The 21,722-nt window shown below is 38.6% G+C and carries 17 protein-coding genes and 4 pseudogenes; 11 read left to right on the top strand and 10 right to left on the bottom strand.

The genetic code is table 11. The features are described 5' to 3' along the window. Window positions 1-2: 2 nt before the first annotated feature. Window positions 3-770 carry a spermidine/putrescine ABC transporter permease PotC gene (gene potC, locus A6A20_RS02100; RefSeq protein WP_165865490.1) on the top strand — a complete coding sequence of 256 codons (768 nt, stop codon included), beginning with the start codon at window positions 3-5 and terminating at the stop codon, window positions 768-770. A gap of 116 nt (window positions 771-886) precedes the next feature. After that, complete coding sequence (locus A6A20_RS02105; protein WP_279571918.1) at window positions 887-1,972, top strand: extracellular solute-binding protein; 1,086 nt, start codon at window positions 887-889, stop codon at window positions 1,970-1,972. A 572-nt stretch (window positions 1,973-2,544) separates the two neighbouring features. On the opposite strand, the pseudogene A6A20_RS02110 reads toward A6A20_RS02105, so the two are convergent. After that, window positions 2,545-3,197: pseudogene (locus A6A20_RS02110) on the bottom strand (IS1595 family transposase). Between the two features lie 40 nt (window positions 3,198-3,237). Between A6A20_RS02110 and A6A20_RS02115 the strand changes: the two are divergent. The 5 genes and pseudogenes from A6A20_RS02115 to A6A20_RS02135 form a co-directional block, all read left to right on the top strand. Continuing rightward, window positions 3,238-3,399: pseudogene (locus A6A20_RS02115) on the top strand (AAA family ATPase); the annotation flags it as partial. 1 nt (window position 3,400) lies between these two features. Next, complete coding sequence (locus tag A6A20_RS02120) at window positions 3,401-3,628, top strand: hypothetical protein (RefSeq protein WP_279571919.1); 228 nt, start codon at window positions 3,401-3,403, stop codon at window positions 3,626-3,628. A gap of 196 nt (window positions 3,629-3,824) precedes the next feature. After that, window positions 3,825-4,443 (top strand): annotated as a pseudogene (locus A6A20_RS02125) (DUF3164 family protein). A 188-nt stretch (window positions 4,444-4,631) separates the two neighbouring features. Beyond that, window positions 4,632-4,817, top strand: coding sequence for an ANR family transcriptional regulator (locus A6A20_RS02130; protein ID WP_279571920.1), 186 nt, complete (start codon window positions 4,632-4,634; stop codon window positions 4,815-4,817). Continuing rightward, window positions 4,807-5,007 carry a hypothetical protein gene (locus tag A6A20_RS02135; RefSeq protein WP_279571921.1) on the top strand — a complete coding sequence of 67 codons (201 nt, stop codon included), beginning with the start codon at window positions 4,807-4,809 and terminating at the stop codon, window positions 5,005-5,007. Before A6A20_RS02130 ends, A6A20_RS02135 begins: the two co-directional genes overlap by 11 nt. A 77-nt stretch (window positions 5,008-5,084) precedes the next feature. On the opposite strand, the pseudogene A6A20_RS02140 reads toward A6A20_RS02135, so the two are convergent. The 6 genes and pseudogenes from A6A20_RS02140 to guaB all read right to left on the bottom strand — a co-directional run. After that, window positions 5,085-5,609 (bottom strand): annotated as a pseudogene (locus tag A6A20_RS02140) (IS630 family transposase); the annotation flags it as partial. Between the two features lie 11 nt (window positions 5,610-5,620). Continuing rightward, window positions 5,621-5,923, bottom strand: coding sequence for an IS630 transposase-related protein (locus A6A20_RS02145; protein ID WP_279571922.1), 303 nt, complete (start codon window positions 5,921-5,923; stop codon window positions 5,621-5,623). A gap of 18 nt (window positions 5,924-5,941) precedes the next feature. Beyond that, window positions 5,942-6,745 (bottom strand): tyrosine-type recombinase/integrase, encoded by an 804-nt coding sequence (locus A6A20_RS02150; protein WP_279571923.1) that lies wholly within the window; start codon window positions 6,743-6,745, stop codon window positions 5,942-5,944. Window positions 6,746-6,947: 202 nt separating this feature from the next. After that, a complete protein-coding gene (guaA, locus tag A6A20_RS02155; protein WP_279571924.1) occupies window positions 6,948-8,507 on the bottom strand; it encodes a glutamine-hydrolyzing GMP synthase in 1,560 nt (519 codons plus the stop codon). Window positions 8,508-8,516: 9 nt separating this feature from the next. Then, the gene (locus A6A20_RS02160) at window positions 8,517-9,413 is read right to left on the bottom strand and encodes a DUF4299 family protein (protein WP_279571925.1); all 897 of its coding nucleotides are present in this window, start codon (window positions 9,411-9,413) and stop codon (window positions 8,517-8,519) included. Between the two features lie 53 nt (window positions 9,414-9,466). Then, window positions 9,467-10,930, bottom strand: a complete 1,464-nt coding sequence (gene guaB, locus A6A20_RS02165) for an IMP dehydrogenase (RefSeq protein ID WP_279571926.1) — start codon at window positions 10,928-10,930, stop codon at window positions 9,467-9,469. Between the two features lie 417 nt (window positions 10,931-11,347). Between guaB and ycaO the strand changes: the two genes are divergently transcribed. Beyond that, complete coding sequence (gene ycaO, locus A6A20_RS02170) at window positions 11,348-13,114, top strand: 30S ribosomal protein S12 methylthiotransferase accessory factor YcaO (RefSeq protein ID WP_279571927.1); 1,767 nt, start codon at window positions 11,348-11,350, stop codon at window positions 13,112-13,114. 168 nt (window positions 13,115-13,282) lie between these two features. On the opposite strand, the gene topA is transcribed toward ycaO, so the two are convergent. Further along, window positions 13,283-15,889 carry a type I DNA topoisomerase gene (gene topA, locus A6A20_RS02175; protein ID WP_279571928.1) on the bottom strand — a complete coding sequence of 869 codons (2,607 nt, stop codon included), beginning with the start codon at window positions 15,887-15,889 and terminating at the stop codon, window positions 13,283-13,285. A 154-nt stretch (window positions 15,890-16,043) separates the two neighbouring features. Between topA and A6A20_RS02180 the strand changes: the two genes are divergently transcribed. From A6A20_RS02180 to fumC, 3 genes are all read left to right on the top strand, one after another. Next, the gene (locus A6A20_RS02180) at window positions 16,044-16,934 is read left to right on the top strand and encodes a LysR family transcriptional regulator (protein WP_279571929.1); all 891 of its coding nucleotides are present in this window, start codon (window positions 16,044-16,046) and stop codon (window positions 16,932-16,934) included. Next, on the top strand, window positions 16,919-17,647 hold the full coding sequence (gene folM / locus A6A20_RS02185; RefSeq protein ID WP_279571930.1) for a dihydromonapterin reductase: 729 nt from the start codon (window positions 16,919-16,921) through the stop codon (window positions 17,645-17,647). The genes A6A20_RS02180 and folM overlap by 16 nt, the downstream gene beginning before the upstream one ends. Window positions 17,648-17,796: 149 nt before the next feature. Next, entirely contained in the window at window positions 17,797-19,191 is a 1,395-nt protein-coding gene (gene fumC / locus A6A20_RS02190; protein ID WP_279571931.1) for a class II fumarate hydratase, read from the top strand. Window positions 19,192-19,252: 61 nt separating this feature from the next. Here the strand turns inward: fumC and A6A20_RS02195 are convergent, their stop codons facing one another. Both A6A20_RS02195 and A6A20_RS02200 read right to left on the bottom strand, forming a co-directional pair. Beyond that, window positions 19,253-20,179 carry an alpha/beta hydrolase fold domain-containing protein gene (locus tag A6A20_RS02195; protein ID WP_279571932.1) on the bottom strand — a complete coding sequence of 309 codons (927 nt, stop codon included), beginning with the start codon at window positions 20,177-20,179 and terminating at the stop codon, window positions 19,253-19,255. 90 nt (window positions 20,180-20,269) lie between these two features. Beyond that, window positions 20,270-21,703: an SLC13 family permease gene (locus A6A20_RS02200; protein ID WP_279571933.1), complete on the bottom strand. Its 1,434-nt coding sequence runs from the start codon at window positions 21,701-21,703 to the stop codon at window positions 20,270-20,272. Between the last annotated feature and the right edge of the window lie 19 nt (window positions 21,704-21,722).

Genomic DNA, 21,722 nt, shown 5'->3' on the forward strand with positions numbered 1-21,722 from the left:
TGATAGGTCGTTTACTACGCAATATTTTTATGTTTGTGGTATATGCCTATTTATATATCCCAATCATTATTTTGGTGGTGAATTCTTTCAATTCAGATCGTTATGGTTTAACTTGGAAAGGTTTTAGCTGGAATTGGTATGAACGTTTATTTAATAACGATACCTTAATCCAATCGGCTATTCACTCGGTAACCATTGCCTTTTTTGCCGCCACTTTAGCAACCATCATCGGTGGTTTAACTGCTATTGCGCTTTATCGCTACCGTTTTCGTGGCAAACAAGCGGTAGGTGGAATGTTATTTATTGTAATGATGTCGCCTGATATTGTTATGGCGGTATCTTTACTTGCTTTATTTATGCTCGTAGGCATTTCATTGGGCTTTTGGTCATTACTATTTGCCCATGTTACTTTCTGCTTGCCTTATGTGGTTGTGGCTGTATTCTCCCGTTTACAAGGCTTTGATGTAAAAATGCTTGAGGCAGCTAAAGATCTTGGTGCAGGCGAATTTACTATTTTACGTAAAATCATTCTACCTCTCGCCTTACCTGCGGTCGTATCAGGTTGGCTACTTAGCTTTACCGTTTCCCTTGATGATGTTGTGGTTTCTTCTTTTGTAACGGGCGTAAGTTATGAAATTTTACCACTCAAAATATTCTCATTAGTGAAAACAGGGGTAACGCCTGAAGTCAATGCTTTAGCAACAATTATGATTGTCGCCTCATTAATTTTAGTTATCCTCAGTCAACTTGTTGCAAGAAAAGGTAAATAATTACTTCACAAATGATTGAATACCACATACAATACGCCTTGACGCTGTCAAGGCGTTTTTTTGTTCTTTTCTAGTAGTAGAAAAGGTAATTTTTCCCCCTAACAGGAGATGATAGAATGAAAAAATTAGCAGGTCTTTTTGCAGCAAGCCTTGTGGCTGTTGCCGTCACTGGTTGTAACGACAAAGACACAAAAACCGCTGAAAATTCAGCACCGGCTCCAGCAAATGATACTGTGTATCTCTATACTTGGACTGAATATGTACCAGAAGGTTTACTTGAAGAATTTACTAAAGAAACAGGTATCAAAGTTATCGTTTCAAGTTTAGAATCAAACGAAACCATGTATGCGAAATTAAAAACCCAAGGGGCGAACGGTGGTTATGATGTTATTGCTCCATCAAATTATTTCGTATCTAAAATGGCTCGTGAAGGCATGCTAATGGAATTGGATCATAGCAAACTACCCGTTATTGCAGAACTTGATCCAAATATGTTGGATAAACCTTATGATAAAGGTAACAAATATTCTTTACCACAATTATTAGGTGCACCAGGTATTGCATTTAATACTGATGTTTATGGTGATGGTAGCGAATTTACTTCATGGGGAGATTTCTGGAAACCTGAGTTTGCAGGCAAAATTCAATTATTAGATGACGCACGTGAAGTCTTTAACATTGCGTTATTAAAATTAGGTCAAGATCCAAATACTAAAGATCCTGAAGTAATCAAACAAGCTTATGAAGAATTGCTAAAACTTCGCCCAAATATTTTATCTTTCACTTCAGATAATCCTGCTAATACCTTTATTTCTGGCGAAACTGACATTGGTCAATTATGGAATGGTTCTGTGCGTATTGCGAAAAAAGAACATGCCCCAATTAATATGGTGTTCCCAAAAGAAGGTCCAGTATTATGGGTAGATACGCTAGCTATTCCAGCAACCTCTAAAAACCCAGATGGTGCTCATAAACTTATTAACTATATGCTTGGTAAAGATACTGCAGCAAAACTAACCCTAGAAATCGGTTATCCTACCTCTAACAAAGAGGCGCTAGCATTATTACCTACAGAAATTACCCAAGATCCTGCTATTTATCCAACAGCTGAAGTGCTAAACAACAGCTACTGGCAAGATGATGTTAGTGATGCCGTTGAAATCTATGAAAACTACTATCAACAGTTAAAAGCGGCAAAATAATCTAAAAAAACTCCTCAATATTGAGGAGTTTTTTTATTAAAGTTGGTGTAATGGATGTTAAACATCACCCAGTATTAGAAATTAGGAATTATGTGGGAATAAACGGAATTAAGTGGAACAATATCAATAAAATCAAGAGTTGAGAGGAAAATCAGCCCTTTTTTTATTGGGTAATATGTAGTTTTAGAAAAATCTGGAATTGGGGTTAAAAGTCTTGTTTATTTTCATTCAGTTTTAGAAACAAGAAATAGCGTTTAAATCGTGTTTAAATTATGTGTAAACGCCTTTAAATAATGTGAGATGTACCACAAAATTAATATTCTTGCGTTGATTAAAATTACCTGTTCTCTGTATTATGATTCCGTGCCAATGGGACGATTTAAGGAAAAACGCCCCTTAGATAAGTATTGCCTTTTAAAGGCTTAGGCTACTTTATAATCCGCAAGTGGCTCGGAGTTCTCTTTTTGATTACTTAAGGTTTTAATAACAAAATCTTCCGCTGTTGATATTAAAACATTTTTTTCTGTTTATCACAAAGTCTAAATAAACTAAGGGGCTGTATTAGATTAGCCCTAAATTCCACACCATTTTCGCAAGATTTTAAGTTGCTGAGAAGGTGTCTCAAAGTTAAACCGAAACTCGTATTCTTTCAAGGATAAAGGAAAGGATTTTCGGTCAATACCATTATATTTTCTTAATATGCGTTTGGCTTGATTCCAGAAATTTTCAATGCCATTGATGTGATTTTTCTTTACCGCAAAATGGCTTTGATGATTAATCCGATAATGTTTAAACTCACTCACATCAAGAACATCATCACTGCGGTAATAGTCCGTATATACAATGCTATCTGGTTGAATTTTTCTTTTAATAACAGGAAGTCAAGTTTTCGTCTGTGTATTTTCAACTACAATGGTATAAACCTTACCTTGGTGTTTTAGCATACCGAAAACAGCGATTTTTCCTGCCGCTCCACGTCCTCGTTTTCCTTTCCTAACACCACCAAAATAACTTTCATCAAGTTCAACTTCCCCTTCAAAAACTTCGTGAGCTTGCAGGGCAAGATGATAGCCAATCACTTGGCGAATTTTACGGTAAAAAGTGCTGAAGAATTAGGATTTATTCCTAATAGATCAGCCGCTGCTCTTGCCGTTACTTCAAGAACAAAAAACTCAAGGAGTTTTAGCTGCATTTTTCTTTTTAATTTACAATGAGTTATCTTCATTTTTGCAGTCTATCATAACTGCTAATCTAATACAGATCCTAAAGAATTGATGACCGTTTTATATGAAATCGGTAAAGAGGCAGGCGGTTTACGAGCCTTAACTCAGTATTTACGTTTAGCAGGTATTGCCGCCAAGGGCAACGGCACGCTGATTACTTTAGATTTGGTGTTACAGGCACAAGCTCAAATGCGAGGGGTTTAAGATGAAAAAATATGTAACCCTAATCATACCGCTACTGTTATCAGCCTGTCAGCAAGCGGAACAAGACATCTGCGATCAATCTTGCTGGCAAGAAAAGGCAAGGCAAGAATGGAAACAAGAATATGGCGAATTTCAGCCAAATTTAACGCCAGAGCAGGAAAAATATATCCAAGACTGGCTGATTAAGCATTACTCGAATACGGATTTTTATAACGACATAGGAGAATAAAACGTGCTGGAAATAGGAAAAATATATCTGATTACTCGAAAAGACCCTTTATTTGTTAAATATTGTGTTTTATGGGGAGAAGAAAACCACAACAACCCTAATCAACTTATTGATGTGCTGGTACATGGGATTAGTCATTTTGAAGTTTTAGAGCAATAAAAGTTGTAGCAATTTTAAATAAAAACAAGGAGACATTATGAGCAAAACTGTAATTGAAGGCAAAACTTACTGGAAAGATGCGAAAGGGCATTTAACCCCCGATGAAGTTAGTGAGGGAAATAGATAAAGCGCGTGATGCCCTAGTGCGTGATTTTGTTGAAAAGGCAATGAATGTACAACAGGCAATGAAAGCCTTTAAGCAACAAGTTTTCAATGATGTTGGGGCATTTGTTGACCTGTCTTCCGAAAAATACGGGGTAAAAATGGGCGGGCGTAAAGGGAATTTAACCCTCTTTACCTATGACGGTAAATATAAATTACAGGTGGCGGTATCTGACCATATTCGGTTTGATGAGCGTATTCACGCCGCCAAAACCTTGATTGATGAATGTTTGCACGAATGGTCAGTTGAAGCCCGTCCCGAGCTGCGCTCCTTAATTGATAACGCTTTCCAAGTGGATAAAGAAGGTAACTTAAGCACTGCTCGCATTTTCTCATTAAGAAAGGTGGATATTCAAGATGAGCGTTGGCTAAAAGCCATGCAAGCTATTTCGGACAGTATGCAGGTGGTCAGCAGTAAAGATTATATCCGCTTTTATGAGCGCGATGAGCAAGGTAAATATCAGCCAGTGAGTTTAGATATGGCGGGGGTGTAAATGGAAATCTTACTTTACATTGTTATGGGAGCATTTTTAATTCCTCTTGCATTTGGTTTAGGTTGTATATGCATTATATGTATTCTTAACTTCATAGGATAAATAGTTTAAAGCCCATTTAAACGCCTTTTAAAGCTCTGTTAAGAGGCGTTTGGAATGTGTTTTAACCACGCAAATAAGGAGAAAAGATGAAACACGACTTTAAACAATTAAGCCAACTGGCGGCAGAAGTAGAAAAGGCTGGCGACTTGAGTTATGCCGCAGAATTATGGCGAAAATCGGCAAGTTTAGCCCAAAATCCGCAAAATCAAGACTATTGCTTAAACCGTATGGCGTTTTGCTTACATTGGAAAGGAGTGGAGAATGGACGTTAATAGCAAGTTGGATTTAAAAGAGCAGATTAATATCAGTATTAATTTAATGATGGACTGCTTAGAAATGCTGGATTGTGATGATATTGGGGCGGCGTTGCAGATGTGGCAGGTTGCCATAGATAAGGCGAAAGAAACACGCATCAGAATCATAAGATCAAGATTTAGTAAAGATTTTATTGAGAATGTTTAATCAACAAAGAAGGAAAACCTTATGAAATATAGTGATTTAATCAAAATGAATAGTTGTGGTGTATATAGTAAAACCCATTAAAAATCGCCACACAACCACATAAAATAAAAGAATAAACGGTCGATGCAATTTAACTGCCATTCTTTGCGTTTTTGCTTTATCCAAGCCCAAGTACGTTCAATTGGATTAAGGTCAGGACTGTAAGGTGGGAGCCAGAGAATGGTGTGCCCCGCGGCTTCTATCAATGCTTTTGTGTCTGAACCTTTATGAAAAGCGGCATTATCCATCACAATAACACTGTTATCAGGAAGTTGCGGAAGTAATAACTGCTCGACCCAACCATGAAAAACATCGCTATTAATACTACAATCATACAGCCCCACAGCAAACAGCTGTTGATTAAGTACAGCACCGATGACATTACTCTGGTTTTTAAGTTGCCAGTTATACTGGCTAAGACAAGGCTTACCTCTTTGAGCATACCCATGCAGTCTGTTGTCATGCATTTTAAAGCCGCTCTCATCTAAATAAATGATTTTTCTTCCCGCTTTTTTAAATGCTTTTAGCGCATTAAGAAAAGACTTTCGTTTTTCAGTATCTGCTTGAGAATGCGCTAACGTCTTTTTTTACGCGTTATTCCTAGCCTTTTCAAAGCCGTACAAATGGCATTTTGGCTACAACCTAAACGCTGTGCTCGCTGCCATTGATAATCATCGGGATAAGCCTCAACATCCGCTTTGAGGAGGTCATTATCAATCTTATAAGGTTTAACAATACGTTTCTTTCGTTCAGGTTTTTTCTTCCATCTCTGGATGGTATTGGTACTGAGCTGAAACGCTTGTGCCAATTCTCGAAAGCTTGCGCCACCTTTGAGTTTGGCTAATATCATTTGTCGGTGGTCTTTTGAGTATGCCATGTGAATATTGTAGCGTATTTAATTAGATTTTACTATATTAGCAGGAATAGTCCAAACTTTATGTTTAAAATTAATTTCATCCCAAGTAGCATTAATTAGCTCACTTTTCCTTACTAGCGTTAACAAAATAAACTTCAAAGCCTTTTTTAAAGCAAAATCAGACTGAGTTTTCTCAAGAGCAGTAAAAAATAAATGAATTTCTCTTGGGCTTAATGTTCGTTCACGTTTCTTAAATGTTACAATTGATGAATTAGAAATGTCGTCAGCAGGGTTAATAAACTTATGACCCCTTTGAATAGCATATCGATAAATATTTGCAATTAAATCACGCACTAAAATTGCCGTAGAGGGAGCTCCACGCTCTTTAATTTGCTCACAATGGCGACGAATCTCATCCATTGTAATTTCGGTCATCAAACGATTTCCAAAGGTATTTTTAATATCCCTCTCATATGTTGCTATCCGTAAAGCCTTTGTACTTTCAGCTAACTGCACTTCTGCCAGATACTTTTCTGCAAATACATAAAAGCGATCTGCATTACGAATTTGATTGCGTTCCGCACGTTTTTTTCCTGCTGGAGAAATCCCCTCGCTTACCTGTTTACGTGCAATCATTAAACGTTCACGAGCTTCAGCAAGATTAATACCATCAGCACCATAACGACCAATAGTTAGCGTTTCTCGCCTACCGTTTATGCGATAGTCGTAGCGAAAAGTGATAGTGCCAGCAACGGACACCGTAACATAAAGCCCATCACGATCTGAAACTTTGTAAACTTTATCTTTGGGTTTTAAAGATTTGATTTTTGTATCTGTTAGCATTTTCTGTCATTTTTACCGTCATATATTTGACGGTATTTTTGATCTTTTTCTTGAATAGCGCAAGCCTTTACCGTCAAAATAACCGACAAAAAATTAAAATAATATGAAATAGAGTGAAATAGGAAGAAATAGAAAAGCCTTGTGGCAACAAGGCTTTTAGCTATTTTTGAAATGAATTGAATATCATTGAAATGCGTATGTTTTATTCCCACTCAATAGTCGCTGGTGGCTTACCTGATATATCATAAACCACACGAGAAATGCCATCAACTTCGTTAATAATGCGGTTAGAGATTTTGCCGAGCAAGTCATAAGGCAAGTGTGCCCAATGGGCGGTCATAAAATCAATGGTTTCTACTGCACGCAATGATACTACCCAGTCGTATTTACGTCCATCGCCCATTACCCCTACGGATTTAACGGGTAGGAAGACGGTAAAGGCTTGGCTTACTTTGTAGTACCAATCCGCTTTGTAAAGCTCTTCAATGAAAATCGCATCGGCTTTGCGTAATAAATCGCAATATTCTTTTTTGATTTCGCCCAGCACACGCACGCCTAAACCTGGACCAGGGAATGGGTGGCGATTGAGCATTTCCGCTGGTAAACCAAGGGCTAAACCAATTTTACGCACTTCATCTTTAAATAACTCACGCAATGGCTCAACCAAGCCTAATTTCATATAATCAGGTAAACCGCCGACATTATGATGAGATTTGATCACGTGAGCTTTGCCTGTTTTGCTGGCGGCTGATTCTATTACATCAGGGTAAATCGTACCTTGAGCCAGCCATTTGACCTTACTCAGTTTTTTGGCTTCATCATCAAACACATCAACAAAGACTTTACCTATGGTTTTGCGTTTTGCTTCAGGTTCATCAATCCCTGCTAGGGCATCTAAGAAACGTTGTTCCGCATCAACACGAATAATGTTTAAACCAAACTTATCGCCAAACATTGCCATCACTTGATCCGCTTCATTTAGGCGTAATAAGCCGTTATCCACGAAAACGCAGTGTAAATTTTTGCCGATAGCACGGTGTAATAATAATGCGGTAACCGAAGAATCCACGCCACCAGATAAGCCTAAAATGACTTCGTCATCGCCTACTTGAGCTTTAATGCGAGCAACAGCATCTTCAATAATATTTTCTGCAGTCCAATTAGTCGCACAACCACAAATGTTTACCACAAAATTTTGTAGCAATTTTAGACCGCTCTTGGTATGGGTAACTTCGGGGTGAAATTGTACGCCGTAGAAATGACGATTTTCATCGGACATTGCCGCAATCGGGCAAGTTGGCGTGATACCTGTAATTTGAAAGTGCGGTGGTAATTGCGTAACTTTATCGCCATGGCTCATCCAAACATCTAATTGATGCTCACCGTCATCTAAACCAGCAAAAAGTGCGGTTGGATTTTGCAACGAAACTGCCGCATAGCCAAATTCACGATGCTCAGAGTTTTCAGTTAAACCGCCTAATTGCATTGCCATGGTTTGCATACCATAACAAATACCTAACACAGGCACACCAGCGTTAAACACATATTCAGGAGCTCGGGGGCTATTTTCAGCGGTGGTGCTTTCAGGCCCGCCCGATAAGATAATACCGTTAGGATTGAAATCACGAATATCCTGTTCGCTGACGTCCCACGCCCACAATTCACAATATATGCCAATTTCCCGCACTCGGCGAGCAATTAGTTGGGTATATTGAGAACCAAAGTCTAAAATTAAAATTTTATGATTGTGTATGTTATTCATTTTATATCTCTATTCAGTAATAAAATTTTGTAATTCCGTTTGAGAAAGAGGCTCAATTAAAATATATTTACCATCAATATAACGATACTTATCGTTCGGTAATTTTTGTATAAATTGATGATAATCCAATTTGCCAAGTACATAATATGTACTACCATCATTTTCGTCTTCAAATGACACTAATGTAATTATCCATTTATCAATATCATCCTCTGATATTTCATTTAAATATTGCCATTCTATTTCTGGTTTAAAGGGTAAAATAGTTTTATTCTCTTGTGTAAGAGAATATGCACCAATTACTTTATCTTCATTATTATAAAATCGTTGTTTAGCAAAATAGCCATCAACATATTGATTTTCATAAAAAACTTTCTCAAACTCTACAAGTTTATCATCGGCATTATTAATATTTTCTATCATTTCGGCTGAAAAACAGATTGGATGATGAATACCTTGCAAAATAGGACGATCATTTTTGTCATTCATTAAGACATTTAAACCAAATAAAATATCTTTTTCATAATCATAACTAATATGAGCATGATAAATATTTCCATCTTCATCAATAATTGGACTTTTCAACTGTTTTGCTAACTGTTCAGTAAAATGTAAAGCAATTTGCCAATCAGATTTGGTACTGGGTGTTAATACTCTCACTGAGTAATTTGCCGTTTCATCATCATAAGCTAATTCAAAACAACGACTACTTTTTCCTTCAACCCCAAGTTGTAAAGCAACAAATTGGCTTAAAGGTGCAGCCAATAATTGTTGATATTCTTCTTCATCAAGCGGAAAATCATAAACAGATAAGTTTTCTACTAAGGGTAGAACTTGAGCGGGCGTCATAACTGTTCTTTTTCTGAATAACCTTTTTTTATTTTCAATATAAAATGTTCTGCTCATTTTGTTTCTCTCTAAAACAGTAAAGTGGGCATCATTGCCCACTTAATTAAAAATTAGCCCATTCTATAATTCGGTGCTTCTTTGGTAATTGCCACATCATGTACATGGCTTTCTTTAATACCCGCACCGCTGATACGAACAAATTGTGCTTTGGTACGCAATTCGTCAATAGTAGCACAGCCCGTTAAGCCCATACAAGAGCGTAAACCACCCATTTGTTGATGAATAATTTCTTTTAAATAACCTTTATAGGCAATACGCCCCTCAATGCCCTCAGGCACTAACTTATCAGCAGCATTATCGGTTTGGAAATAGCGATCGGAAGAGCCTTTTGCCATTGCCCCCAGTGATCCCATTCCACGATAAGATTTGAAGGCACGTCCTTGGTAAAGTTCAATCTCTCCTGGCGCTTCTTCTGTTCCTGCAAACATTGACCCCACCATCACGCAAGATGCCCCTGCCGCAATGGCTTTAGCAATATCACCAGAGAAACGAATACCGCCGTCAGCAATCACAGGAATACCACGTTCTTTTAGGGCAGCCGCCGCATCCGCAATGGCAGTAATTTGTGGCACGCCCACCCCAGTAACAATACGCGTAGTACAAATTGATCCCGGACCAATTCCCACTTTGACCGCACTTGCCCCCGCATCTGCCAAAGCAATCGCTCCCTCTGCTGTTGCCACATTGCCTGCAATAATTGGCAAATCAGGGTATTTCGCCCGCGTTTCACGCACACGCTGTAATACCCCCTCAGAATGACCGTGCGAAGAGTCAATCAATAACACATCAACGCCCGCTTGCACTAATGCCTCAATCCGCTCTTCGTTACCAGCCCCAGCGCCCACTGCCGCACCAACACGCAAACGACCAAATTCATCTTTACAAGCATTAGGTTTTTGTTCCGATTTTTGGAAATCTTTTAAGGTAACCATACCTTTTAATTTAAATTGCTCATCAACCACTAATACTTTTTCAATGCGGTGTTTATGCATTAATTCAAAAATTTGTTCACGAGGGGCATTTTCACGAATAGTCACTAAACGTTCTTTCGGCGTCATTACCGCACTCACAGGTAAAGTTAAATCCGACACAAAACGGGTATCACGCCCTGTAACAATCCCCACCAAATCACCATTTGCTAAGGTAACGGGATAACCTGCGAATTTATTTTTTTCAACTAATTCAGCCACTTGTTTTAACGTCATATCTGGACGAACAGTAACAGGATCGCTGACAATACCACTTTCAAATTTTTTCACTTTACGCACACGATCCGCTTGGCGTTCAATAGACATATTTTTATGAATAAAACCAATACCGCCCTCTTGAGCCAATGAAATGGCTAAACGAGCCTCGGTAACGGTATCCATAGCAGCGGATAACATTGGAATATTTAAACGAATGGTTTTAGTCAGTTGAGTGGATAAATCAGCGGTATTAGGAAGCACCGTTGAATGGGCTGGAACGAGCAAAACATCATCAAATGTTAAGGCTTCTTTGACTACTCTAAGCATTGCAATATCTCTCTTTATGGAAGGTTAATGTTAAAAAATATTGCGGCGGGATTATACAGGATAACAACGATTTTGGGAATGGTGTTTTAGTAAAAATTTTAATGAAAACATAGGGAATAGAAAACAGATAATTAAGGTCTGTGTTAGTTTTACATATTACTTAATCATCCCTTTCAATTATTCAACCCTATATCATCCTCCCCCCTATTTTCTGAAAGTAGAGAAAAACCCTAATAACGAAAACCATCAATGAGATCAGAGAAAAATAATCCCTTACCGCCCTTTAAATAAAGAGCAAAATAATTAATCTCACATCACATTCCCCTAACCATTTGATTAACCAATAAATCCCCTTGAAGTCCTAAGCAAAATTCTCTATTATGCCTCACTTATACCATAAAAAAGGATCTTAATCAGATGACAGAACAAACCTTTATCCCTGGCAAAGATGCCGCCCTTGAAGAAAGTATTGAAAAATTTCAGCAAAAACTGACCGCACTTGGTTTTAATATTGAGCAAGCCTCTTGGCTTAATCCAGTGCCTAATGTATGGTCAGTGCATTTACGTGATGCTGATTGTCCGCAATGTTTTTCCAATGGCAAAGGGGCAAGCCAAAAATCGGCGTTAGCCTCTGCCTTGGGGGAATATTTTGAACGTTTATCCACCAATTATTTCTTTGCTGATTATTATTTAGGGCAAGATATTGCTCAGGGCGAGTTTGTCCATTATCCCAACGAAAAATGGTTTGCTATTGATGATCCAGAGCAACTTCCAGCAGGCATTTTGGACGATTATCTGCGTGCTTATTACGATCCTGAAGAGGCATTAACCCCTGATTTATTAATTGATTTACAATCAGGCAATGAACAACGAGGAATTGTTGCCTTGCCTTATGTTCGCCAAAGCGATGAGCAAGTGGTGTATATTCCACAAAGTATTATCGCTAATCTTTATGTGTCCAATGGTATGTCAGCGGGTAATACACAGTATGAAGCCCGTGTACAAGGTTTATCTGAGGTATTTGAGCGTTATGTGAAAAACAAAATTATCGCCGAAGCCATTAGCCTACCCGAAATTCCTGCGGAGGTTATGGCTCGTTATCCCTCTATTCAAGCCTCTATCGCTAAACTTGAACAAGAGGGATTTCCGATTTTGGCTTATGATGCGTCATTAGGCGGTAAATATCCTGTTATTTGTGTGATTTTGTTAAATCCGCAAAATGGTACTTGTTTTGCCTCTTTTGGGGCTCACCCAAATTTCCAAGTAGCTTTAGAACGTACGGTTACCGAATTATTACAAGGGCGTAGCTTAAAAGATCTTGATGTCTTTACTGCTCCTTCATTTGATAATGATGATGTGGCGGAACATGCTAACCTTGAAACCCATTTTATTGACTCAAGTGGGCTTATTTCTTGGGATCTGTTTAAACAAACTCCTGATTTTGCCTTTGTGGATTGGGATTTTTCTGGCACGACTGAACAAGAATATCAAAACCTTATGCGGATATTTAATCAACTAGGCAAAGAAGTCTATATTATGGATTATAACCACCTTGGTGTTTATGCTTGCCGTATTATCGTGCCAAGTATGTCGGATATTTATCCGCAAGATGATTTGATTTATGCCAATAATAATATGGGTATGGCGTGGCGAGAAATTTTACTTGATCTACCACATTTCCACCACGATAAAGCCACTTACCAAGAATTGCTTGATGAACTTGATGAACAAGGTATTGATGATGCTACCCGAGTGCGTGAATTTATTGGTATTGTTCCGCCACCTAAATCAGGCTGGGTAACCTTACGCATTGGCGAACTAAAATCAATGTTACACCTTGCCTTAGGGCAACTTGATGAAGCACTTGATTGGGCAAATTGGACAATCAGTATGAATAGCTCGGTGTTTACCCCAGAACGAGCCAATTATTATCGTTGTCTAATCCAATCTCTTGAACTTTATCTTGATAACCAGCGAGACCCACAACAATACCGTAGCGTATTTGAAAAAATGTATGGGGAAAACGCTGTTACTGCCGCTTGGCAAGCTATTCAAGGTAAAGCAAGTCCATTCTATGATTTACTAGCCGATGATGAACATTTGCAACAATTTACCGCCCATCAAAAACTGCTCGCCGCTTATGAAAAACTACAAAAAGCCAAACGTGCTTATTGGCAACAATAAGCTATAGTCGTTTCAATTTAAAATGAGACAAGGCGGTACGTCAAAGACAGTACAAGTAGTACGGCGAGACGTACCAACGCTGTATCATTTTAAAGTGGGACGACTATATAAACAAAAGGCATTATACTGGTAGAAGTATAATGCCTTAAACATTTATGCAATCAACATTTATTTTGCTATTTCAACCCATTTTCCATCAATATAATCTACACGCCATTTGGTGGCTTTACCCTCTTTTTCCGAAGTAACATATTGACGTTTTTCTTTACGACTAAAACGAATTATTGCCGCATTTCCCTCGGGATCTTGTTGTGGAGCTTGAGCAAGATAGGCTAATTTTTCAGGTAAACGCTCAGCATATTGTGCTAACTCTGCCACTTTTGCCGCCCGGGTTTCACGAGATTTAGGGAAGTTATGTGCCGACATAAACACCCCACTTGCCCCATCACGCAACACAAAATACGCATCAGATTTTTCACATTTCAATTCAGGGAATGGAATTGGATCTTCTTTTGGTGGTGCAACCTCGCCATTTTTTAGGATTTTGCGTGTATTATCGCAGTTTGTGCAAGCCATATACTTGCCAAAACGCCCTAATTTTAAGTGCATATCCGCACCACATTTATCACATTCCACCACTGGACCGTCATAGCCTTTGATTTTAAAGCTACCTTGTTCAACGATATAACCATCACAATTCGGATTATTACCACAAATGTGCAATTTACGTTGTCCATCAATAAGGTAACTATCCATTGCCGAACCACATTTAGGACAACGTTTGCGTGCCATTAGGGCTTTGGTTTCGCTAGCATCATCAAGCACATTCAGCAACTCTGCCTCAGGAATTAAATTCATCGTGGTTTTACACCGCTCTTTTACTGGCAGAGCATAACCTGTACAGCCTAAAAATACCCCTGTGCTGGCGGTACGAATTGCCATAGGTCGTCCACAAGTTGGGCAACTAATTTCTGTTGGCACAAGGCTATTAGGTTTCATTCCACCTTCAAGTTCATCAAGCTCCGCTTGGCTTAATTGCGAGGAAAAATCTTTAAAGAATTGATTTAATTCTGTTTTCCAATTTTTATTTCCCTTGGCAATTTGATCCAATACATCTTCCATATTGGCAGTGAAATCATAATTCATCAATTCAGCAAAGGATTGATTAAGGCGATCGGTAACAATCTCGCCCATTTTTTCCGCATAAAAACGGCGGTTCTCACTACGCACATAACCACGTTCTTGAATAGTAGAAATAATGGTGGCATAAGTAGAAGGGCGACCAATTCCGCGTTTTTCAAGTTCTTTTACTAAAGATGCCTCAGTAAATCTAGCTGGCGGTTTAGTAAATAATTGCTCAGGTTGAACGACCTTGAGCTGCAATTTCTCGTTAATGGTTAAAGCTGGAAGTTCTTTATCCTCTGCCGATTTATTCAAGGCAGGCAATACCTTTGTCCAACCGTCAAAGCGTAAAATCCGTCCTTTGGTTCTTAGTTCATACTCCCCTGCCATTACGGTAACAGTGCTACTATCATATTGTGCCGCAGGCATTTGACAAGCCAAAAACTGCCGCCAAATTAAATCATATAAACGTACCGCATCTTTATCCATCTCTTTTAAATGTTCTGCTAACGTATTCACATCAGAAGGGCGAATTGCCTCGTGTGCTTCTTGGGCATTTTCTTTACTGGAATAAAAGTGCGGTTTTTCTGGCAAATAATTTTCGCCAAATTGGTTTTGGATATAATTTCTTGCCATAGTTAATGCGTCTTGACTTAAATTAGTGGAGTCAGTACGCATATAAGTAATATAACCCGCTTCATACAAACGTTGTGCTAACATCATGGTTTTTTTTACGCCAAAACCCAATCTCGTGCTAGCGGTTTGTTGCAAGGTTGAGGTTATAAACGGCGCTTTTGGACGAGAGCTAGTGGGTTTGGTTTCCAACGAGGTAACCACATAATCTGCCCGAGCAAGAAAATCTGTTGCCGTTTGAGCCTGTTGTTCATTTTTAGCCTCAAATTTTTTACCTTGATATTCAACCACATCAAGATTAAGCAATTGATGTTGGCTTGTCTGTGTTTGTACTGAAATTTGCCAATATTCCTCAGGATTAAAGGCTTTAATTTCTCGCTCACGTTCCACCAACAATTTTACCGCAACGGATTGTACACGCCCTGCGGATAATCCTCTTGCGACTTTTTTCCATAACAACGGCGACACCATAAAACCCACCACTCGATCAAGAAAACGGCGAGTTTGTTGAGCATTAACCCGATCCATATTTAATTGCTCTGGCTTATCAAAGGCTTGTTGAATGGCATTTTTGGTAATTTCATTGAACACCACACGACTAAAACGTTGTTCTTCACCACCAATCACTTCTCTTAAATGCCAAGCTATTGCTTCCCCTTCTCTATCCAAATCGGTAGCCAAATAAATATGATCCGCTTTTTTAGCAAGGCTTTTAAGTTCACTAACCACTTTTTCCTTGCCCGGCAAAATCTGATAATTTGCCTGCCAATCATGATAAGGATCAATCCCCATACGTTTTACTAAGGCGTTACGCTCTTTTTCCTGCTTAATTTTCTGCTTTTGTTCCGCACTTAAACCTTTTGTGGAAATAGGTTTCGCTTTTTCCCCTGTAGAAGATCCCGCTGTGGGTAAATCACGAATATGCCCCACACTTGATTTGACAATATAATCTTTACCTAAATATTTATTAATCGTCTTCGCTTTAGCTGGAGATTCCACAATCACCAATGATTTGCTCATTTTTATTCCTAATGATAATAATAAGAAAAGATATGAAGAGTTTTATTTGCATTTTTATCTGTTTTTATCCAAAATTCTCATATCGCCAAAATTTAATTGATTTGGGCGCAACAATAGCAAGGATTAATTATAATTACAACCCAAAGGCAATAAAATGGATAAACTAAATGCGATTTCAGTATTTTGTCGTGTCATTGAAAGCCAAAGTTTTACTCAAGTGGCACAACAAATGAATATTTCCGTAGCAATGGTCAGTAAATTGATTTCTCAACTTGAGGAACAACTTAAAACCCGTTTATTGCAACGTACCACTCGCAAGATCACCCCTACCGAGGCAGGACAAATTTACTATCAACGTTGTTTATCTGTTTTAATGGAATTAGAAGAAGCGGACGCCAGTATTGCCAATCATAATTCCGCTTTACAGGGGAATTTATCTATTTCTGTACCGAGAGAATTTGGCGTTCGTTTTATTACCCCTAATCTGGCAAAATTTCTCTATGCTCACCCCAATTTACATGTGAATATTGAATATACCGATCGTAAAGTAGATTTAATTGGCGAAGGCTATGATCTTGCTCTACGCATTGGTCAACTGGCAGAAAATACCTTGGTTGCCAAAAAAATTGCTTCATCTACCATGCACATTGTTGCCTCGCCAAGCTATCTCGCTCAAAAAGGTTCACCAACAACACCTGATGAAATAAGCCAACACGATTGTCTTATCTATAAATTTAATTACAGCCTAATTTGGGAATTGCAAAAAGACAAAAAACATTATCAAGCCAAAGTAAATTCTAAATTTGTTAGTAACAACGGCTTAGTGTTAGTTGAAATGGCAAAAACAGGCTTAGGTATTATTAACATACCACGTTTTCTTATTGAACAAGAACTTGCTTCTGGCGAATTGGTAGAACTTCTTCCTGATTATCAACAAAACACCGTAGATATTCATGTTGTGTACCCTCATCGCCGTTATTTACCCGCCAAAGTGCGTGCTTTTATTGATTTTTTAACTGAGTTAAAACTATGCCAACCAAACTAAATTCATCTTGGATCGTGATTACTGGCGGTGCTAAACGCATTGGTTTTGCCCTTGCTCAACATTTTGCTCAACAAGGAAAAAATGTGCTGATTTCCTACCGCACTTTTTATCCACAACTGGCACAATTACACGCCTTAAACGTTGTCAGCCTACAAGCCGACTTTGCCACTGAACAAGGCATTATACAATTTGCCGAGCAAGTGCAACAACAATGCCCTCAAATAGACTGTTTAATTCATAACGCCTCTAGCTGGCAAGCGGAACAGGATCAGCCTATGAACCAACTCGGTCAATTAATGGACGAAATGCTACAAGTTCACGTTAAAGCCCCTTATTTACTCAATCAACTACTTGCCCCATTATTACAACGGACAAAATCCACTAGTAATATTATTCATATCAGCGATTATGTCGCCCATAAAGGCAGTGCCAAGCATATTGCCTATGCCGCAAGCAAAGCTGCCATGGAAAATCTAACCCAAAGTTTTGCCCAAAAATACGCCCCGCATATCAAAGTAAACAGTATCGCCCCTGCCTTGATCGCCTTTAATCCCGATGACGATCTAGCCTATCAACAAAAAGCCCAACAAAAATCCTTAATGCAAAAGTGCGGTGGTTATCAAGAAATGATTTTAGCGGTGGAATATTTAATGCAAAGTGATTATGTTACTGGCACTTGTTTAGCGGTTAATGGCGGTCGTCATTTAAAATAAGGCTAGGCATACCAATACTGTATTATTTTAAAGAGGCACGACTTTATCTTATATGATCTAAATCACAAAACCTTATCTCTTACATTTTATTTCTAACTCATAGGTGTTAGAATTTTATCAGATTTTTTCATTTACCTAGAGGAAATATTATGACATTTCGTATTGAAAAAGACACCATGGGCGAAGTTAAAGTGCCTGCCGACAAATACTGGGCAGCTCAAACTGAGCGTTCACGCAATAATTTTAAAATCGGTCCTGAAGCCTCTATGCCGCAGGAAATTATTGAAGCCTTTGCTTATTTAAAAAAAGCCGCAGCTTATGCCAATACGGATCTTGGGGTATTACCTGCGGAAAAACGTGATCTCATTGCACAAGCCTGCGATGAAATTCTAGCTCATCAACTTGATGATCAATTTCCTTTAGTCATTTGGCAAACAGGTTCGGGGACACAATCCAATATGAACCTAAATGAAGTCATCGCTAACCGAGCTCATGTGCTTAACGGCGGTAAATTAGGCGAAAAATCCATTATTCACCCTAATGATGATGTAAATAAATCTCAATCATCAAACGACACCTACCCAACAGCGATGCACATTGCCGCTTATAAAAAAGTGGTGGAAGTAACCATTCCTTGTATTGAACGTTTACAAAAAACCTTTGCAAGTAAAGCAGAAACCTTTAAAGATGTAGTAAAAATTGGGCGTACCCATTTAATGGACGCAACGCCATTAACCTTAGGACAAGAGTTTTCAGCCTATGCTGCTCAACTTGATTTTGGCTTGCGTGCCTTAAAAAATACCTTACCTCATTTAAGCCAATTAGCCCTAGGCGGAACAGCGGTAGGAACAGGATTAAATACCCCGAAAGGTTATGATGTAAAAGTGGCGGATTATATTGCCAAATTTACTGGCTTACCTTTTATTACTGCGGAAAATAAATTTGAGGCATTAGCGACTCACGATGCGGTGGTAGAAACCCATGGGGCATTAAAACAATTAGCGGTTTCTTTATTTAAAATCGCTAATGATATTCGCTTATTAGCCTCTGGTCCACGTTCTGGTATTGGCGAAATTCTAATACCTGAAAATGAACCGGGTTCATCAATTATGCCGGGTAAAGTCAATCCAACCCAATGTGAAGCCTTAACTATGGTTTGTGCACAAGTATTAGGTAATGACACCACCATTTCTTTTGCTGGTTCACAAGGGCATTTTCAATTAAATGTATTTAAGCCTGTCATGGCAGCCAATTTCTTACAATCTGCTCAACTTTTAGCTGATGCCTGTGTTTCTTTTGATGAACATTGTGCTAGTGGCATTGAGCCAAACTATCCAAGAATCAAACACCAATTAGAACAATCTTTGATGTTAGTTACCGCATTAAATACCCATATCGGTTATGAAAATGCCGCCAAAATTGCTAAAACTGCTCATAAAAATGGCACAACCTTAAAAGAAGAAGCCATTAATTTAGGTTTAGTTACCGCTGAACAATTTGACCAATGGGTACGCCCTGAAGATATGGTGGGTAGTTTGAAATAATTATTACTCAATAATCAATAAAAAGCGTGGAGATAATTATTTCCCCACGCTTTTATTTAAATTATAACCTTCCTTGCAACCCCTCTTGCTCAATCCATTGCTGTTTAGGTAGTCCGAATTGTTGGATAAACCATTGGCAAACATAGTCTATAACGCTTTGTTGATACCAATATTCATCACCATGTTGTGCTTGGGGTATAGTAGTCAGTTGAACAGGCTGATGATTAGCGAGTAAGGCGTGATAAAGCTGTTCGCTTTGCTTAGGCGATACCAATCTATCTTGTTCACCATGCATTAATAATAAAGGGGGCTTATTGCCTTGTAGATGCCCCATTGGGCTGGCATATAAGGCTTTAGCAGGATCGCTATCAATATTTGCCCCGGCAAATTGATTAAAGGCAACGCCATTAACCAGCAATGCCTCGGTTACTGCTGGAGATTGATGTACAGCTTCTATTGTTATCCCTAAGCCCTCACCAATATTAAGGAGATTAGATAAACCATATAAAGATACTGCCGCTTGTACTTGTGCGGATTGGTTTAAATATTGCCCCTGTTGAAAGTCAGTTTCGTCATCGGTTAATGCCAACATTTGTGCCAGCCAACCACCTGCTGAATCGCCTAATACCCCTATTTGTTGCGGATTGATACCATATTGGTCGGCAAAGGCGCGTAAATAACGAATGGCGGCTTTACCGTCTTGTACAGGAGCAGGAAAGGTATCAGGAATAACCCGATATTCCGCACAAGCCACCACAAATCCTCGCTCGGCTAATGCCATTCGCATTTGGATAAATTTGTTATATTCCGCCGAGAGAAATCCACCACCGGGGAAATAGATAATCACAGGTTTCACATTTACCGTTCTTGGGACTAATAATGATAAACGTAATTGTCGCACTAAACGGGCTTGTACCACTTGATGATAAATAATATCGGTAAAATTATCGATAATTGGACGTTGTAAGGTTACGTTGAGTTGTTGCATAACACCCTCTTAATCATATTGCACATAGCTTAAAAGCAAAATTTTGATAAAAACCACCGCACTTTAAACGTTGCCACGCCTTGCCATACTTTAATACAACACAGACACAATCAACAATACCCAAAGCATGGTCAAAATAGGTCCAAGTAAACCAATAACAACACCCCCTAAACGAAATTCGGATTGCTTAATCAGTCCTGTACTGAAAGCAATGGCATTTGGCGGAGTAGATACAGGTAAAAATAAGGCACAAGAGGCACAAATACCAATCACCAAAGGTAAAATAATCGGATTAACTTCGCCACCGAACATTTTTAATAGCGATAAAGCAACGGGAATAAGGATCGTTGTTGCCGCCGTATTGCTCATAAAATTGGATAATAACACGGTAATAAAACTGAACATAATCAATAATGCCATAAAACTAATATTAATATGGCTTAATTGTTGGACAAAATGGCTAGCAATTTGTTGTTCTTCTATGGCTAAGCCTAATGCCAATCCCCCTGCCACTAACATTAAGGTATCCCAAGGCAACTTACGTACATCTTCCGCATCAATAATCCCTAACATAGTTAAACCAACAATCGGAATACCTGATGCCGCTGCCACAGGAATACCAAACCATTTAGCGGTTAGCCAAAAGAACAAGGTCAAAGCTAAAATCACTAATACAATACTTTTTTGTGTTTTTTGTTCTACGCTAATGATTTTCGGTTGTTGCTGTAAAAAGGAAAAATCTAAACTAGCTTGTTTATTAAGGCGATAACGTACCAATAATACTCGCCAAAACACAAACAGTAGTACAAAAGCCAAAGGTGTTCCCACTAGCATCCACTCTAAAAAAGAAATGGAATATCCCATATTTTCCAATGCACCTACCGCAATAGCATTAGGGGCAGAACCAATGATTGTCCCTATTCCGCCAATAGAAGCCGCAGCAGGAATACCGAGTAATAATGCTCGTGATAAGTTAGATTTTTTATCCAGCGTGGCAAAGAGAGGAGCAAATGTCGCAATCATCATCGCTGTAGTTGCGGTATTGCTCATTAACATAGAAATTGCCCCTGTAATTAGCATAACGCCCCATAATACATATTTAGGATTAGTACCAAATTTCGGTAACATTGTTTTTAATAATGCCACATCAAGTTCCGTTTTTTTCATAGCTTCGGCTAAGAAAAAGCCCCCTAAAAACAACCAAATCACACTATCCGACCAAGTTTGTAAATATTGGATTGCATTCTCAGCATCCTGTTGTCCCATAATTAACACTAAAAAACCAATAATCAAAATGCCTACGGAAAATGGTGGAATCGCCTCAGTTACCCATAATGAAATGGCAAAAAATAATAAAAATAACACATAATTTTGCGTTTGAGTAAAGGCGGGATCGGACACCAGCAACATCAATAACCAGCCAATCACAAAAGACAACAGGAAATAAAATACTTTTCTTTTGCGAGCAAGCGCTAAAGGATAACGAGTGAGTTTTTTTAGTGAGGAATAAAGTGAGTCAGCCATAAAATCCCCTTATTTAGTT

It is taken from the genome of Volucribacter amazonae (assembly GCF_029783845.1).
In the GTDB taxonomy this organism is placed as follows: domain Bacteria; phylum Pseudomonadota; class Gammaproteobacteria; order Enterobacterales; family Pasteurellaceae; genus Volucribacter; species Volucribacter amazonae.

Coding starts and splice junctions, on each gene's coding strand:
- A6A20_RS02105 (WP_279571918.1), top strand. CDS start 887: ATGAAAAAATTAGCAGGTCTTTTTGCAGCAAGCCTTGTGGCTGTTGCC.
- A6A20_RS02120 (WP_279571919.1), top strand. CDS start 3,401: ATGAAAAAATATGTAACCCTAATCATACCGCTACTGTTATCAGCCTGT.
- A6A20_RS02130 (WP_279571920.1), top strand. CDS start 4,632: ATGAAACACGACTTTAAACAATTAAGCCAACTGGCGGCAGAAGTAGAA.
- A6A20_RS02135 (WP_279571921.1), top strand. CDS start 4,807: ATGGACGTTAATAGCAAGTTGGATTTAAAAGAGCAGATTAATATCAGT.
- A6A20_RS02145 (WP_279571922.1), bottom strand. CDS start 5,923: ATGGCATACTCAAAAGACCACCGACAAATGATATTAGCCAAACTCAAA.
- A6A20_RS02150 (WP_279571923.1), bottom strand. CDS start 6,745: ATGCTAACAGATACAAAAATCAAATCTTTAAAACCCAAAGATAAAGTT.
- guaA (WP_279571924.1), bottom strand. CDS start 8,507: ATGAATAACATACACAATCATAAAATTTTAATTTTAGACTTTGGTTCT.
- A6A20_RS02160 (WP_279571925.1), bottom strand. CDS start 9,413: ATGAGCAGAACATTTTATATTGAAAATAAAAAAAGGTTATTCAGAAAA.
- guaB (WP_279571926.1), bottom strand. CDS start 10,930: ATGCTTAGAGTAGTCAAAGAAGCCTTAACATTTGATGATGTTTTGCTC.
- ycaO (WP_279571927.1), top strand. CDS start 11,348: ATGACAGAACAAACCTTTATCCCTGGCAAAGATGCCGCCCTTGAAGAA.
- topA (WP_279571928.1), bottom strand. CDS start 15,889: ATGAGCAAATCATTGGTGATTGTGGAATCTCCAGCTAAAGCGAAGACG.
- A6A20_RS02180 (WP_279571929.1), top strand. CDS start 16,044: ATGGATAAACTAAATGCGATTTCAGTATTTTGTCGTGTCATTGAAAGC.
- folM (WP_279571930.1), top strand. CDS start 16,919: ATGCCAACCAAACTAAATTCATCTTGGATCGTGATTACTGGCGGTGCT.
- fumC (WP_279571931.1), top strand. CDS start 17,797: ATGACATTTCGTATTGAAAAAGACACCATGGGCGAAGTTAAAGTGCCT.
- A6A20_RS02195 (WP_279571932.1), bottom strand. CDS start 20,179: ATGCAACAACTCAACGTAACCTTACAACGTCCAATTATCGATAATTTT.
- A6A20_RS02200 (WP_279571933.1), bottom strand. CDS start 21,703: ATGGCTGACTCACTTTATTCCTCACTAAAAAAACTCACTCGTTATCCT.